We start from the raw sequence: 15,723 nt of genomic DNA on the forward strand, positions 1-15,723 counted from the left end.
CCTCTGCTACTTTGCAAGGAGTCCTAACGAAAGGCTGGCCCGTGCCCGTCGACCTCCCGTCCCTCGACCTGCTCCGTTCCCTGAGCGACCGGCACGTCCTCGCCGCCGTCGCGAGCGCGGGCCAACTCACCCGCTCCGGCGCGGCCACGGCCACCGGCCTGTCCAAGCCGACCGTCTCGCAGAGCGTCAGCCGCCTCCTCGACGCCGGCGTCGTCATCGAGGGTGAGCGCACGTCCGGCGGTCGCGGACGGGCCGGCACCTACCTCACCGTCAACGACGCTGCCGGCTGCGCCCTCGCCGTCCAGGCCGGCCCCGAGGGAGTCGTCGGCGAGGTCGTGGCCCTGGACGGCCGGGTCCTGGCCAGCCGCAGCCGCGCCCTGTCGACGCCGGTCACCCCCGGCTCGCTCGGCCGGGCCCTCACCGCCGTATGCCGTGCCCTCGCCACCGACTCCCCCGGCCCCATCCGCGTGGCCACCGTGTCCGTCGCCGACCCGGTCGACCGGCGCACGGGGCGAGTCGTCGAGCTGCCCGAGAGCCCGTTCCTCGTCGGCGAGCTCGACCCCGTCACCCTCCTCGCACCCGTCCTCCCTGTCCCCCCGGTCGTCGACAACGACGTGAGCTGGGCCCTGCTCGCCGAGCACACCCAGGGCGTCGCGGCCGCCGTTGACGACGTCCTCTACCTCTACCTCGACGAGGGCATGGGTGCGGCGATGTGGACCGGCGGGCGACCCCTGCACGGCGCACGCGGCCTCGCCGGCGAGATCGCCTACTCCCGCACCTCGGTGGCCAGCCGCGGCTCACGGACCCCGCGGAGCGGCACCCTCATGGAGTGCGTCGCGTCGCTGGGCTACCTCCGCGAGGGCAGCAAGGCCGTCGACGTCGAGTCGCTCGTCGAGGATCTCGACCGCGGGACCGGCCAGGCCCGCCGCCTCGCGAGCGCCGTCGGTGAGATCGCCCGGGCCCACGCCTACCTGCTCGACCCGGCACTCGTCGTGCTCAGCGGACGGTGGGGACGGCATACGGAGATCGTCGAGGCGGTGACCACGGCGCTCGCCGACGCGGGAGGGGTCTCCGCCACCGTGGCGCGCGCCGAGGTCACCGACGACGCCCCCCTGACCGGCGCCCGGATCCACGCCCTCGGCGAGTTGCTCGCGACATGGTCCGCGGAGCCTGGCGCCGTGCCACGATGACGCCTGTGACAGCCGTGTGACACGGGCCACCCCGAGTTGCCAACGGTCCGCGGGCTCCCCTGTCAGAGATTGACGAATGTCCCGGAGGACCGCACAACTAGCGTCCTCGTATCCACGACGACGTGACTCCCTGCGCGGCGTCCGCTGACGAAAGTAGGCACAGATGGCTCTTGGTCTTGGTTGGAAGGTCAAGGAGGGCACCCTCGGGCCCGACGAGGTCGTCGCTCCCGACGAGCGTCTCGACTGGGGCCGCACCGTCGGCCTCGGCGCACAGCACGTGGTCGCGATGTTCGGCGCCACGTTCGTCTTCCCCCTGATCATGGGTCTCAACCCGCAGCTGGCGATCATGATGAGCGGCATCGCGACCGTCGCGTTCCTGCTCATCGTCCAGGGTCGGGTGCCGAGCTACCTCGGCACGTCCGCCGCGTTCGTCGGTGGTGTCGCGGCGATCCGCGCCCAGGGCGGCGACTCGGCGGAGGTCACCGGCGCGATCTTCGTGGCCGGCCTCGTGCTCGCCCTCGTCGGCCTCGCGATCCACTTCCTCGGCTCGAGCATCCTGCACAGGGTGCTCCCCCCGGTCGTCACCGGCGCCGTCGTCATGCTCATCGGCTTCAACCTCGCACCGGTCGTGGCCAACATCTACTGGCCCCAGGACCAGTGGGTCGCGCTGCTGACGATGCTCTTCACGATCGTCTGCGCCGTCGCGTTCAAGGGCTTCATCAGCCGTATCGCGATCTTCCTCGCGCTGATCTTCGGCACCCTGCTCTCGTGGATCCTCGACAAGACGGCCGGCCCGATCACCTCCGTGCTCGGCGGCGCGACCGAGGCCACCGAGCACCTGCGCTGGAACACCGCCGGCATCGGTGACGCGGCCTGGCTCGGCTTCCCCAGCAAGACGATCTTCAACGCCGACGGCACCGAGGTCGCCGGCTGGCACACCCCGAGCTTCTCGACCGCCGCGATCCTCCTCGTCATCCCGGCCGTCATCGCCCTCATCGCCGAGAACACCGGTCACGTCAAGGCCGTCGCCGAGATGACCGGGGCCGACCTCGACAAGGACATGGGCCGCGCAATCGGCGCCGACGGTGTCGGAACGATGCTCGCCTCTGCGGTCGGCGGTTCGCCCACCACGACGTACGCCGAGAACATCGGCGTCATGGCCGCGACCCGCGTCTACTCGACCGCCGCCTACTACGTGGCCGCCGCGGTCGCGATCCTCTTCGGCCTCTCGCCCAAGTTCGGCGCCCTCGTCGCGTCCGTGCCCGGTGGCGTGCTCGGCGGCATCACCGTCGTCCTCTACGGGATGATCGGCCTGCTCGGCGCCAAGATCTGGAAGGAGAACGGCGTCGACTTCGCGAACCCGATCAACCTCGTCCCCGTCGCGGCCGGCATCGTCATCGGCGTCGGCGACGTCAAGATGAAGTTCAGCGACGACTTCACCCTGAGCGGCATCGCCCTCGGCACCATCGTCGCGATCGGCGCCTTCCACCTCGCCCGCACGATCGCCCCCGCCGACCTGCGCCACCGCGCCGACGGGGTCGGAGCCGACGGCGGCACCGCGATCGCCACGGGCGACCGCGTCTACGGTGACGAGGACGGCATCGACGACCTCTACCAGAACAAGCACTGACCGAGCCTGAGGAGCTGACCCCCCGACGTGAAGCCTGCCCCGTTCGTCCACCACTCCCCGCGCACGCTCGTCGAGGCCGTCGCGGTCCTCGGTGAGGTGGGGTACGACGGCAAGGTCCTCGCCGGGGGGCAGAGCCTCATCCCGGTCCTCAACATGCGGCTGGCCCAGCCCGCGCACCTGGTCGACATCAACCGGGTCGCGGGGCTGGACACCGTGACGGTGACCGAGACCCACGTCCGGGTCGGGGCCACCGTGCGTCACGCTCGGCTCGAGAAGGACGAGGACGCGTATGCCGTCCTCCCCCTCCTGCGCCAGGCGCTCCGCAACGTGGCCCACCCGGCCATCCGCAACCGTGGCACCACCGTCGGCTCCATCGCGCACGCCGATGCGGCCGGTGAGATGCCCTCGATCGCGGTCCTCACCGACGCCGTCATCGAGGCGGTGGGCCCTCGCGGACGGCGTGAGATCGCCGCCCGCGAGTTCTTCGAGGGCCCCCTCCAGACCGTGCTCGAGGCCGACGAGATCCTCGAGGCCGTCCGGTTCGGGCGGTTCACCCCCGGCACCCGCACGGCGTTCCTCGAGTCCGCCCGTCGCCACGGCGACTACGCCCTCGCCGGGCTCGGCGTGGCCGTCGACCTGGACGGCGACGGACCCGACGCGGTCGTGCGAGGTGCGCGAGCGGCATACGTCTCCGTCACGGACATCCCTGTCGTCATCGACCTCACCGACGCCGTTGCGGGACAGCCGGTCTCGTCGGCGACGTGGGACGGGGTGGAGGACATCGTCAGCGCCGGCATCGCACCGGAGGCCGACATCCACGCGAGCAGTGACTACCGGCGCGCGCTCGCCGTCGAGCTCACCCGGCGGGCCCTGACGGCCGCGATCACGACCACGACGACCGAGGGGGACGCATGACGGACATCGACCAGACCACGCCGACCACGGTGGACGTGACCCTGCGCGTCAACGGCATCGAGCACACCCGCACGGTCGAGCCCCGCCGGCTGCTCTCGGACTTCCTGCGGCACGACCTGCGGCTCACCGGAACCCACGTCGGCTGCGAGCACGGCGTGTGCGGCGCCTGCACCGTCCTCGTCGACGGCGACCCGATGCGGTCCTGCCTCATGTTCGCCGTCTCCGCCCAGGAGCACGAGATCACGACGGTCGAGGGCCTCGGCACGCAGGCTGCCATGGGTCCGGTGCAGCAGGCCTTCGTCGAGTGCCACGGACTCCAGTGCGGCTTCTGCACACCGGGATTCGTCACGACGATCACCGCCTTCATCGAGGAGAACCCCGACCCCACGCTCGACGAGGCCCGCGAGGCGATCTCGGGCAACCTCTGCCGCTGCACCGGCTACCAGAACATCTGCAAGGCCGTCGTGCGCGCCGCCGAGATCAAGCGGGAGCGCGACACCACCGACGGCACCACCGATGCCCCAGAGGCGGGTGATCGCGCGTGACCACACGTCAGTTCGGCGCGCCCGTCCTCCGCAAGGAGGACCCGCGCCTCGTCACCGGCAACGGCCGCTACCTCGACGACCTCGGCCACGACGCCTGGGAGGTGGCCTTCGTCCGCAGCCCGCACGCCCACGCGCGCATCGTCGACATCGACGTCGACGGCGCCCTGGACGTCGACGGGGTCATCGCGGTCTACACCCACGAGGACCTCGACGGGCCGGCCGGCGACCGCCTCCCCCTGCTCATCCCCCACCCGAGCATCGTCGCCGGGCGCACCGGCCACGCCCTGGCCAAGGACGACGTCAACCACGTCGGCGAGGCCATCGTCATGGTCGTCGCCCGCGACCGCTACCTCGCCGAGGATGCGGCGCAGCGGATCGTCGTCACCTACGACTTCCTGACGCCCGTCGTCGGCATCGCCACCTCGCGCGACGCCGCCGACCTCGTCCACGACGACGCCCCGGGCAACGTCGCGGCCCACCTCCTCCAGGAGGTCGGCAACGTCGAGGTCGCCATGGCCACGGCGCCGCACACCCTCACCCTCGACCTCGAGATCGAGCGGAGCGCCTGCATGCCCATGGAGGGCAAGGGCGTCCACGCGCACTGGGACAGCGACGAGCAACGGATGCGCATCCACTCCTCGACCCAGACGACCACCGGTGTGCGCGCCGCGGTCGCGGCGAAGCTCCAGCTCCCCCTGGCCCAGGTCGAGTGCATCGCACCCGACGTCGGCGGCGGCTTCGGCGTCAAGATTATGCACCCGTGGCCGGAGGAGGTGCTCATCCCCTGGGCGGCCCGCAAGCTCGACCACGACGTCAAGTGGACCGAGGACCGGCGCGAGCACTTCACCTCCAGCGCCCACGAGCGCGGCCAGCTCCAGCAGGTCACGGTCGGCTTCGACGACGACGGCCGCCTCCTCGCCCTCGACGTGAAGTTCTGGCACGACAACGGGGCCTACCTCCCCTACGGCGTCATCGTCCCGATCATCACGGCGACCCAGCTGCTCGGCCCCTACAAGCCGCAGAACTACCGCGTCGAGTTCTGGTCGCTCTACACCAACACCGTTCTCGTGACGCCCTATCGGGGCGCCGGCCGGCCGCAGGGCTGCTTCGCGATGGAGCGGACCATGGACGCCATCGCCGCCGAGCTCGGCATCGACCGCACCGAGGTCCGCTCGCGCAACTTCATCCAGCCCGAGGAGATGCCCTACGACCAGGGCCTGCTCTTCCAGGACGGGCGCCCGCTCAAGTACGACTCCGGCGACTTCCCCGCCTCCCTCGCCAAGCTCAAGGCGCTCGTGGGCTGGGACGACTTCACGGCATACCGGCAGGAGGCGGAGGCCCAGGGTCGCAAGGTGGGCCTCGGCATCGGCTGCTACGTCGAGGGCACCGGGGTCGGTCCGTACGAGGGCGGACACGTCCACGTCGAGACGAGCGGGCGGGTCAACGTCGCCACCGGCCTCACCACCCAGGGCCAGGGCCACCAGACGATCCTGGCCCAGATCGTCGCCGACGAGCTCGGCGTCTCGATCGAGGACGTGTTCGTGACCACCGGTGACACGCGCCGTATGCCGTATGCCGTGGGCACGTTCGCCTCGCGCGGCGCCGTCATGAGCGGCAACGCCGTGGCGCTGGCAGCCCGGGCCGTGCGGGCCAAGGCCCTGCGGATCGCGGCCGACGCGCTCGAGGTGAGCGAGGCCGACCTCCAGATCGAGGACGGCACGATCAGCGTCAAGGGCGCGCCGCACGCCTCGATCGCGCTCTCCACGGTCGCCGTGATGTCGAACCCGCTGCGCTACGCGTTCGACGAGTCGGCCAAGGCCGCGACGCAGTTCGCCGGCGCCTTCGACCCCGACAAGCCCCCGGTCGCCGACGACGACGAGCCCGGCCTCGAGGGCAAGGACTTCTACTCCCCCACCCAGGCGACGTTCGCCAACGGCATGCACGCCGCCATCGTCGAGACCGACCCGGTCACCGCGGAGATCAGGATCCTGCGCTACTGCGTCATCCACGACTGCGGCACCGTGGTCAACCCGATGATCGTCGAGGGCCAGGTCCACGGCGGGGTCGCGCAGGGAGTGGGCGGCGCGCTCTACGAGCGGATGGCCTACGACGAGACGGGGCAGCTGCTCAACGCCTCGTTCATGGACTTCCTCATCCCCTACGCCTCCGAGGTCCCGCACATCGAGACCGACCACCTCGAGACGCCCTCCCCGCTCAACCCGTTGGGCATCAAGGGTGCCGGCGAGGCCGGCACGATCCCCGTCTCCGCCGTCATCGCCTCGGCCATCGAGGACGCCGAGGGCTTCCCGATCCGGTCGATGCCGATCAGCCCGACCGAGCTGTGGGACCTGCGGCGCGAGCACGCTGCTGCCGCGGCCGCAACGGCCGCCTCCGGCACCACACCGACCCCGACGACGACCCCGACCCAGGAGTCCGCATGAAGATCTCCGGAACGGCCACCATGGCCGCCTCCCCCGAGCAGGTGTGGACCGCCGTCCATGACCCCGTCGTGCTCGCGCGCTGCATCCCCGGGTGCCAGTCGCTGCGCGAGCTCGCGCCCGGCCGCTACGCGATGACCGTCATGGCCGGGGTCGCGGCGATCAAGGGCTCGTACGACGGCGAGGTCGCCATCACCGACGTCACCGAGCCGACGGCGTTCACGATGAAGGCCGACGGCGCCGGCGCCCCCGGAACCATCGCGACGACGGTCGACGTGTCCCTCGCCCCCGGCGACGACGGCGGGACGGCCATCTCCTACGAGGCGGACGCCATCGTCGGCGGCCCCATCGGCGGAGTCGGCCAGCGCATGCTCGCCGGCGTCGCGCGCAAGATGGCCGGGCAGATGTTCACCGCGCTCGACCGCGACATCGCCGGCGAGCGCCCCGCAGCCCCCGCACCCGCCGCAGTGGGCGCCGGGGCCGTCGCCGGCACTGCCCCCGGTGCCGGCGTGCCCGCGGAGGTGGGCGGACGGCATACGGGTGTGTATGCCGGCTCCGCGGCTCCCAGCGGGAGCGGACCCGGTTTTGTCCCCGGCGCCCTCTTCGGAGCGGGCGTCGCCCTTGCCGGCGTCATCGTCGGCTGGCTGGTCGGAGGTCGATGATGCGCCCACTCACTGCTGCTGCGATCCAGGTGGCGCCCGTACGCGGGTCGCTCACCCCCCAGGTCGTCGAGGCCAACATCGAGCGCTGCCTCGACTTCGTGCGTCGCTGCGTCGCCGAGACCGGTGCCGAGCTCGTCGTGCTGCCCGAGTCCGCGACGACCGGCTTCACGCCCGACTGCTCCGTGGAGCAGCTCTGGGACCTCGTGAGCGAGCTGCCCGGTGCCATGTCACAGCCGTTCCAGGACCTCGCCAAGGAGCTCGGGATCGTCCTGTGCGTCGGCACCTACGAGCGCGGGCCGGAGCGCGGGATCGTCTACAACGCCTCGATCCTCGTGAACAGCGACGGCGCACTCCTCGGGGTCTACCGCAAGACGCACCCGTTCTGCACCGAGGCCGTCTCGGGTGGCGGCTGGGTGACCCCGGGCGACACGGTGACGGTGTGCGACACCGCAATCGGGCGGATCGGCATGATCATCTGCTTCGACGGTGACTACCCCGAGCTGTCCCGGATCCAGGCCGTCCAGGGTGCCGAGATCATCTGCCGCCCGTCGGCGCTGCTCCGGTCCGCGGACATCTGGGAGCTGACGTCGAGGGCGCGTGCCTACGACAACCATGTGTTCGTCATCGGCGCCAACGCGACCGGCATCGACCCTGCCGGCGTCATCTACTTCGGCAACAGCCACATCGTCACCCCCAACGCGACGATCGTCGCCAAGGCGGCCTCGCACGAAGGCTGGGTGTCGGCGCGGCTCGACCCGAGGACGGCGCTCTCGTCGCTCACGCCCGGCTCCAACATCCAGCAGGGCTTCGACCACCTCCGCGACCGCAACCTCGACCTCATCCGGGGCCACCGCGAGGAGCTCGAGTCACCGGCGAAGACGGCGTTCCCGCACGGCGGACCGCGCCCGGACCACGTGCCCGAGGGCGACTGAGCGGACCCCTGCTCCACGGGCGACGACCTGGCGTCCGCCGTTCGCCAGGTCGTCCCGCCTGTGTGCACGGCCGCGCCCGTGTGCACTGCTGCGCCCGGGTGCAGCAGTGCACAGGGCCGGACTCGTAGGGCCGTTCGACTGTGCACTGCTGCACCTCAGCGGAGCAGTGCACAGGGCCGGACTCGTAGGGCGGTTCGACTGTGCACTGCTGCGCCACAGCGCAGCAGTGCACAGTGCTGTCCGGACACCACGCGGGGCCGGCTCGTCCAGCGCGGACCGAAGGCAGTTGGCGGGTTCTGAGGCGACTTCCGCGATCCGTTGGCAGAGATTGACAAGGCGACCACCCGGCATACCCGGCTTGAATCTCTGACATGGCTCAGCGACGCATCAGGATCGGGATCGACACCGGCGGCACGTTCACGGACGTGGTGGCCTTCGACGAGGACTCGGGGGACCTCGTCACGACGAAGACCCCCAGCACCCCCAGCAACCCGGCGGACGGGTTCATCAACGGCATCGACAAGGTGCTGGGGCTCATGGACGCGAGCGGCGACGACATCACCGCCGTCTGCCACGGCACCACCGTCGCGACCAACAAGCTCCTCGAGGGCAAGGTCGAGCAGCTCGGCTTCATCACGACCGAGGGCTACGAGTTCATGCTCGAGATCGCCCGCCAGGCCGTGCCGGACGGCTACGGCAACTCCTACTTCTGGGTCAAGCCGGCGCGCATCGTCCCCGCCGACGCGGTCCGCACCGTGGGTGGCCGCTTCGACTTCGAGGGCAACGAGATCCGCCCGTTCGACGAGGAGGGTGCCGTCGCCGCGGCCCGCTGGTTCAAGGACCACGGCATCACGACGATCGGCGTCTGCTTCCTGCACTCGTATGCCGCGGACGACCACGAGCTGCGGATGCGCGAGATCCTGCGCGAGGAGCACCCCGAGGCGATCGTGTCGATCTCCAGCGAGGTGCTGCGCGAGTACCGCGAGTACGAGCGCTCGATGACGACGCTCGTCGACGCCGCGGTCAAGCCGAACGTCAGCCGCTACGTCACCAACATCCACGAGCGGCTCGACGGGTTCACCGGCAGCGCCGAGGCCGGCACCGCGGCGAAGCGCGAGATCCCCTTCTACATCATGAAGTCCAACGGCGGCGTCCTCTCCGCCGACGAGGTCGTGCACCAGCCGATCACGACCGTGCTGTCCGGCCCGGCTGCCGGTGCCCTCGGCGCCGCTCTCATCGCGCAGAAGGCCGGCTTCGACAAGATCCTCACCTGCGACGGTGGCGGCACCTCGACCGACGTGTCCGTCGTCCTCGACGGTGAGCCGACCCTGACGACCGAGGGGACGGTCGGCGCCTACCCGAGCAAGATCCCGATGATCGACGTCGTCACCGTCGGCGCCGGCGGCGGCTCGATCGCGTGGGTCTCCCCCGAGGGCGCGCTCAAGGTGGGCCCGCACTCGGCCGGGGCCGACCCGGGCCCGCTCTGCTACGGCAAGGGCGGCACCGAGCCGACCATCACCGACGCCCACGTCACCCTCGGCCGGATCCCCCCGCACCTGCTCGGAGGCGAGATCCCCCTCGACGTCGAGGCGGCCCGCACCGGCATCACGGCGCTGGCCGAGCGCCTCGGGCTCGACTTCGAGCGCTGCGCCACGGGCATCCTCGAGATCTCCGCCTGGAACCAGGCCAACGCGCTGCGCCAGGTCTCGGTCAAGCGTGGCCTCGACGTCCGTGACTTCATGCTCACGACCTTCGGCGGCTCCGGCTCGCTGCTCGCCTGCCGCCTCGTCGACATCCTCGACCTCGCCGGCGTCGTCGTCCCCCCGAACCCCGGCAACGTCAGCGCCTTCGGCCTGCTCACCGTCGACGTCAAGAACGACTACGTCCAGACGCAGGTGGCCAAGCAGACGGCGCTCGACCACGCGGCGATCGAGAAGACCTTCGCCTCCCTCACCTCGCGTGCGGCGGCTGCCCTCGAGAAGGAGGGCTTCTCAGCGGCCGAGCACCAGTTCACGCGGACCGTCGACCTGCGCTACTTCGGCCAGGCCTACGAGGTGCGGGTCACCGCTCCCACGGACGCGCCCGTCGACGACGCGTATGCCGCGAAGGTCGCCGAAGGCTTCCACGACGAGCACCGCCAGCTCTACGGCTACGACTTCCGGGGCGACCCGAGCCAGCAGGTCGAGTGGGTCAACCTCCGCGTCACCGGTGTCGGCCCGATCACGCGCCCCGAGCTGCGCGAGCTCCCCGCCCGCACGGAATCGACCAAGAGGTCAGAAAGTGCCGACGGTCCCGGCACAGAATCGACCAATTGGTCAGAAAGTGCGCGCCGCTCCATCCGTCCGGTCTGCTTCGACGCCGAGGACGGCTACGTCGACACCGGAGTGTGGTGGCGGCCCGACCTCGGAGCCGGCGACACGATCACCGGCCCGGCGATCATCGAGGAGTTCGGCTCCACGGTCCCGGTCCACCCCGGCTTCGTCGTCCGGGTCGACGCCTTCGGCAACCTCGTCATCACCAAGGAGGACAAGTGAGCACCACGCCCGCGACGCCGCAGACGGCACCGGTGAACCCGGCCGGCCTGCCCACGGCATACGAGCACGGCAAGCGGCTCACCGAGCCCGGCAGCACCGTCGACCCGATCCTCGTCGAGATCGTCCAGGGCACCCTGGCGAGCGTCGAGATGGAGGTCGAGACCGCGATCGCCCGCACCTCGCGCTCCCCCATGATCCGTGACGCCCACGACTTCCGCGCCGGCATCCACGACCGCCAGCTGCGCAAGCTCACCGGCCGCTCCTACTCGGCGCTCGTCCACCCGATCGCGCGGGACTTCCCGCTCGACGAGATGAACGAGGGCGACGTCTTCTTCCACAACGACGTCTACGAGTCCGAGGGCGGCATCGGCCACCTGCCCGACCTCTGCGTCACCGTGCCCGTCTTCCACGAGGGCGAGGTCGTGGCCTTCGTCCAGGCCTTCGGCCACCACGACGACATCGGCGGCGCCTGCCCCGGGTCGATGCCCAGCGGCGCCCAGTCGGTCTTCGAGGAGGGCCTCTCGGTCCCGCCCATCAAGCTCTGGGACGCCGGCGTCCCCAACAAAGCCGCCCTGCGGATCATGACCCGCAACTCGCGCATGCCCGACAGCCTCGCGGCCGACCTCGACGCCGAGTGCTCCGCGTGCCTCATGGGTGCGCGACGCCTGACCGACCTCTTCGCGCGCTACGGCCGAGACAGCGTCGAGACGGCGTTCGACGCGATCCTCGACAGCACCACCGAGACCTACCGCCGCGAGATCCTCAGCAAGATCCCCGCCGGCACCTACGTCTGGGAGGACTACGCCGAGCACGACGGCGTCGACGAGCCGCAGCTGCACACGCAGCGGATCACGCTCACCAAGGTCGACGACGCACCGGCCGACCCGGAGACCAACTTCACCGGCGGCGCCCGCCTCATCGTCGACTTCACCGGCACGGCGCCCCAGGCCAAGGGCCCGATCAACCACTGCGGCGACTACGTCGGCGGCAACTTCCTCAAGAAGTGGCTGGCCCCGATCCTGCGCAACCTCGCCGACACCCCCGAGCGGATGGCCGAGCTCGACGTCAACGAGGGCATCGTGCCGCTCATCGAGATGCGCTTCCCCGAGAAGGGCACCCTGCTCACGCCGATCTACCCGGCGCCGACCAACGCCCGCACGTTCGTCATCCTGCGCCTGCTCGGCGTCCTGTCGGGCGTCGTGGCCAAGGCCGTCGACGGTCAGATGCCCGCGGACCAGGAGACGATCCGCTACACCGGCGTCTACGGCAAGGACCGGGACGGCAACGACTACCTCATGCGTGAGGTCCTCGGCGGCGGCTCCGGCGGTCGCTACTACGCCGACGGCGAGGACACCATCCACGTCGTCCCCGACTCCCGCAACCTGCCGACCGAGTTCACCGAGTCGCGCTTCCCGTTCATCGTCGAGCGCCTCGGCCTGGCCGTGGACTCCGGCGGCGCGGGCCGCTACCGCGGTGGGCTGGGCTACGAGAAGCACATCCGGATGCTCCAGGACGCGAACTTCATGTCGATCGCGGACCGCTCGATCCTCGCCTGCTGGGGCGTCAAGGGCGGCAAGGCCGGTATGCCGTTCCACGTCACCATCGACGTGGGCGGGCCGGACGAGCGCGTCGTCGACGCGCTGGCCGACGCCGAGCCGGTCAAGGCCGGCCAGGTCATCCGCATCCGCACCACCGGTGGCGGTGGCTGGGGCGACCCGCTCGAGCGTCCCCTCGACGAGATCGAGCGCGACCTGCGCTGGGGCAAGGTGTCCCTCGACGGTGCGCGGAGGGCATACGGCGTCGTGGCCTCTGGTGGCAAGGACGACGTGAGCATCGACGTCGAGGCGAGCGAGTCCCTGCGCACGCAGATGCGTGAGGAGCGTTCGGACGAGCCGTTCTTCGACCGCGGCCCCGGCTACGCACAGCTGGCGACCGACGGGGCACGGGCGAGCGAGTACGACTGGATGTGACCGGTCGGTGACCGAGGTCCTCGTCATCGGCGCGGCCGGCAAGACCGGCCGCGCCGTGACGCGCGCCCTCCTCGCACGAGGGGTCGGCGTGCGGGCCGCGGTCCGCGCCGGGTCAAGCAGTGCTGCGTATGCCGGTGACCCGGTTCACGCAGTGCCTGTGGACCTCGTGAGTGGGACCGGTCTCCTGAGGGCCGTCGCGGGGGTCTCCGCGGTCTACCACCTGGCACCCAACGTCCATCCCGACGAGGTCGAGATCGCCGAGCGCGTGGCGGATGCCGCTGTGGCAGAGGGGGTTTCGCGCTTCGTCTTCCACTCGGTGCTGCACCCGGACGACGCGTCGATGCCGCACCACCTGCGCAAGGCCGAGGCGGAGAAGTCGATCCGTGCGCGGATCGCGGGGGCCACGGTGCTGCGCCCAGCGGCCTACCACCAGAACCTCGTCGACGCCGCGCAGGCCGGACGGATCGCCGTCCCCTACTCCCCCGATGCACGGTTCACGAACGTCGACCTGGACGACGTGGCCGAGGTCGCGGCGAGGGTGCTCACCGAGGACGGGCACGACGGCGCGACGTACGACCTCGCAGGGCCCGAGCGGCTGACCGTCGCGCAGATGGCTGCGGAGGCCAGCACGGTGCTGGGGCGTCCCGTGGCCGTCGAGCGGATCCGGCTCGAGGACTGGGTCGCCGGCCCCGGCGCCGAGCTCGACGCCCGGGCTCGTGACGAGCTGCTCGCGATGTTCGCGTCCTACGACCGGGACGGACTGGTGGGCGACTCGACTGCCCTCCGGTCGTTGCTGGGCCGTGATCCGAAGCGCTGGCGCGAGATCATCTGAGACTGTCAGCATGGGTGCATGAGCGACGAGCAGAAGTGGCTCGACCGTGCCATCGACCTCGCCGTCGCCAACGTCGCCCGGGGTGGGGGGCCGTTCGGTGCCGTGGTGGTGCGAGACGGCGCCGTCATCGGCGAGGGCACCAACATGGTCACGACCGACCTCGACCCGACGGCTCACGCCGAGGTCGTCGCGCTGCGGGCAGCCTGCCGCGACGTGGGTGACTTCCACCTGCCCGGTGCCACCGTCTACGCGTCGTGCGAACCGTGTCCGCTCTGCCTCTCGGCCTCGCTGTGGGCTCGGGTCGCCGCCGTCGTCCATGCCGCCGACCGGCACGCGGCAGCGGCGGCGGGCTTCGACGACGCAGTCTTCCACGGGCTGCTCGACCCCACCCCCGACCCGGAGGCCTGGCCGATGCGGCGCACGCACCAGCCGTCGCCGCGCTCCGAGGAGCCCTTCGACGCGTGGCGGGCGGCGCCGGACCGCACCGAGTACTGACGCCATGGACGTCGCGACCTTCTACGCCCTGTTCTCGGCGACGTGCTTCACGCTCGTGGGCCTCTGGTGGGCCGTGGTCCAGAAGCACGAGGTCTGGCTGCGCTCGCCCGAGGGCCGGCGGGATGCCGGTGGCATCTACCTCGCGTTCCTCCTCCCCGGGCTCATGGGCCTGTTCGCGCAGGTCGGCGGGACGGAGAACCCGCTCATCTGGCGGGTGAGCTTCGTCGTCGTCGCCCTCATCGGCTGCTGGTCGACCCTGCGGCTGCTGCAGCGGTCCCGGGCCGACGGGGACGCGGGCCTGTTCGCCCAGCACCGCTGGATCGCAGCGCTGATCTACGCCCTCATCGCGATCCTCGGCGTCGCGCCCGAGATCGTCGACCCGCTCGGGGTGACCCCGCTGCAGGCCGAGGCGACCCTGCTCATCCTGCTCATCGCGCTGGCCCACTGGCTCGTCTGGGAGTTCATGACCCACGCCGAGCCCGATCCGGAGTCCTGACCCGGGCGCCGTGTGCCTGAGCGCGAGCCCCCACTCGCGCTGAGGCACACGCGGCGGCAGGAATGCGCTATCTTGTGTCGCATGGTACCCGGTGACGACGCCATCCTGACGCACCTGCGTCGGGGTGCGCTCGAGTACTGCGTGCTCGCGATGCTCCAGGGCCAGGAGCTCTACGGGCTCGACATCGCGCGGCGACTCACCGTCGACGGCATCCTCATGTCCGGCGAGGGCACGCTCTACCCGCTGCTCGCGAGGCTGCGCAAGGCCGGCCTCGTCGACACGACGTGGCAGGAGTCGGTCGAGGGACCGCCCCGCCGCTACTACTCCCTCACCGACGACGGCCGCGCCGCGGTGGCCGCCTTCACCCGCACCTGGAAGCCGTTCCGGGACGCGGTCGACTCCGCCATCCAAGGGGGCACGTCATGACACCAGCAGTCACGCATCCGCTCGTCAGCGCCTGGCTGCGCGACCTCGAGCTGCTCCTCCACGGCATCGACCCGGGCGAACGCGCAGAGGTCCTCGCGGGCGTGCACGAGCACCTTGACGCGACCCTGCCGCCCGAGGCGTCCGACGACGACGTGCGCCGCACCCTCGCCGAGCTCGGCTCACCGCAGTCCGTCGCCGACGAGGCGTATGCCGGCCGCCCACCACACGTGCTGACGCAGGCGTCCCATCCCTCGGCCTGGCCGGCTGTGGTCGCTTCCGTGATCAACGGTGCCGGCCTCGCGGTCGCCGGTGCCATCACGCTGCTGGGAGCCGCCATGACGGGCTCGCTGGCGCCGCACCCATCGGAAGTCTTGGCGCTCGTCAGCTTCTTCGCCATCCCTTGGCTCGTCGGGCTCATCCTCACGTCGATGGCACAGGTGTGGGGCACGGCCGACAAGGTCCGTTCGAGCCTGCTCTACCCGGGGACGCTGCTGGCGCTCGGTGCCTCGACCTGGCTCATCGGACTGGCGGGCGCCGTCCCCCTGACCGTGCTCACGACAGTGGTCGTCCTCGCGGTCGCGGTCCGGACCCTCGCGCGGCTGGTCCGAAGCGCGCTGCGCTGAGCCGGGCGCGACGGCATACGGACGGCTTTTTGGCA

The 15,723-nt window shown here is 71.1% G+C and carries 14 protein-coding genes; all 14 read left to right on the plus strand.

Annotated elements, in window-relative coordinates:
* The first annotated feature begins 41 nt into the window (after window positions 1-41).
* The 14 genes from LL946_RS02585 (at window position 42) to LL946_RS02650 (ending at window position 15,688) form a co-directional block, all read left to right on the plus strand.
* Complete coding sequence (locus LL946_RS02585) at window positions 42-1,190, plus strand: ROK family protein (RefSeq protein ID WP_404384486.1); 1,149 nt, start codon at window positions 42-44, stop codon at window positions 1,188-1,190.
* Window positions 1,191-1,353: 163 nt separating this feature from the next.
* Window positions 1,354-2,820 (plus strand): uracil-xanthine permease family protein, encoded by a 1,467-nt coding sequence (locus tag LL946_RS02590; RefSeq protein WP_404384488.1) that lies wholly within the window; start codon window positions 1,354-1,356, stop codon window positions 2,818-2,820.
* 27 nt (window positions 2,821-2,847) lie between these two features.
* Entirely contained in the window at window positions 2,848-3,735 is an 888-nt protein-coding gene (locus LL946_RS02595) for an FAD binding domain-containing protein (protein ID WP_404384490.1), read from the plus strand.
* Window positions 3,732-4,280 carry a (2Fe-2S)-binding protein gene (locus LL946_RS02600; protein ID WP_404384492.1) on the plus strand — a complete coding sequence of 183 codons (549 nt, stop codon included), beginning with the start codon at window positions 3,732-3,734 and terminating at the stop codon, window positions 4,278-4,280. Before LL946_RS02595 ends, LL946_RS02600 begins: the two co-directional genes overlap by 4 nt.
* Entirely contained in the window at window positions 4,277-6,721 is a 2,445-nt protein-coding gene (gene cutA, locus LL946_RS02605) for an aerobic carbon-monoxide dehydrogenase large subunit (RefSeq protein WP_404384494.1), read from the plus strand. Before LL946_RS02600 ends, cutA begins: the two co-directional genes overlap by 4 nt.
* Window positions 6,718-7,380, plus strand: a complete 663-nt coding sequence (locus tag LL946_RS02610) for a carbon monoxide dehydrogenase subunit G (RefSeq protein WP_404384496.1) — start codon at window positions 6,718-6,720, stop codon at window positions 7,378-7,380. Before cutA ends, LL946_RS02610 begins: the two co-directional genes overlap by 4 nt.
* Window positions 7,377-8,312, plus strand: a complete 936-nt coding sequence (locus LL946_RS02615; RefSeq protein ID WP_404384498.1) for a carbon-nitrogen hydrolase family protein — start codon at window positions 7,377-7,379, stop codon at window positions 8,310-8,312. The genes LL946_RS02610 and LL946_RS02615 overlap by 4 nt, the downstream gene beginning before the upstream one ends.
* Window positions 8,313-8,683: 371 nt before the next feature.
* Window positions 8,684-10,846 carry a hydantoinase/oxoprolinase family protein gene (locus LL946_RS02620; protein ID WP_404384500.1) on the plus strand — a complete coding sequence of 721 codons (2,163 nt, stop codon included), beginning with the start codon at window positions 8,684-8,686 and terminating at the stop codon, window positions 10,844-10,846.
* Complete coding sequence (locus LL946_RS02625; RefSeq protein ID WP_404384502.1) at window positions 10,843-12,816, plus strand: hydantoinase B/oxoprolinase family protein; 1,974 nt, start codon at window positions 10,843-10,845, stop codon at window positions 12,814-12,816. The genes LL946_RS02620 and LL946_RS02625 overlap by 4 nt, the downstream gene beginning before the upstream one ends.
* 7 nt (window positions 12,817-12,823) lie before the next feature.
* Entirely contained in the window at window positions 12,824-13,648 is an 825-nt protein-coding gene (locus LL946_RS02630; protein ID WP_404384504.1) for an NmrA family NAD(P)-binding protein, read from the plus strand.
* 18 nt (window positions 13,649-13,666) lie between these two features.
* Entirely contained in the window at window positions 13,667-14,143 is a 477-nt protein-coding gene (locus LL946_RS02635; protein ID WP_404384506.1) for a nucleoside deaminase, read from the plus strand.
* Between the two features lie 4 nt (window positions 14,144-14,147).
* Window positions 14,148-14,639, plus strand: coding sequence for a hypothetical protein (locus LL946_RS02640; protein WP_404384508.1), 492 nt, complete (start codon window positions 14,148-14,150; stop codon window positions 14,637-14,639).
* Between the two features lie 81 nt (window positions 14,640-14,720).
* A complete protein-coding gene (locus LL946_RS02645) occupies window positions 14,721-15,065 on the plus strand; it encodes a PadR family transcriptional regulator (protein WP_404384510.1) in 345 nt (114 codons plus the stop codon).
* The gene (locus LL946_RS02650; RefSeq protein ID WP_404384512.1) at window positions 15,062-15,688 is read left to right on the plus strand and encodes an HAAS signaling domain-containing protein; all 627 of its coding nucleotides are present in this window, start codon (window positions 15,062-15,064) and stop codon (window positions 15,686-15,688) included. The genes LL946_RS02645 and LL946_RS02650 overlap by 4 nt, the downstream gene beginning before the upstream one ends.
* Window positions 15,689-15,723: the final 35 nt, after the last annotated feature.

It is taken from the genome of Knoellia locipacati, from assembly GCF_044791685.1.
Lineage (GTDB): Bacteria > Actinomycetota > Actinomycetes > Actinomycetales > Dermatophilaceae > Knoellia > Knoellia locipacati_A.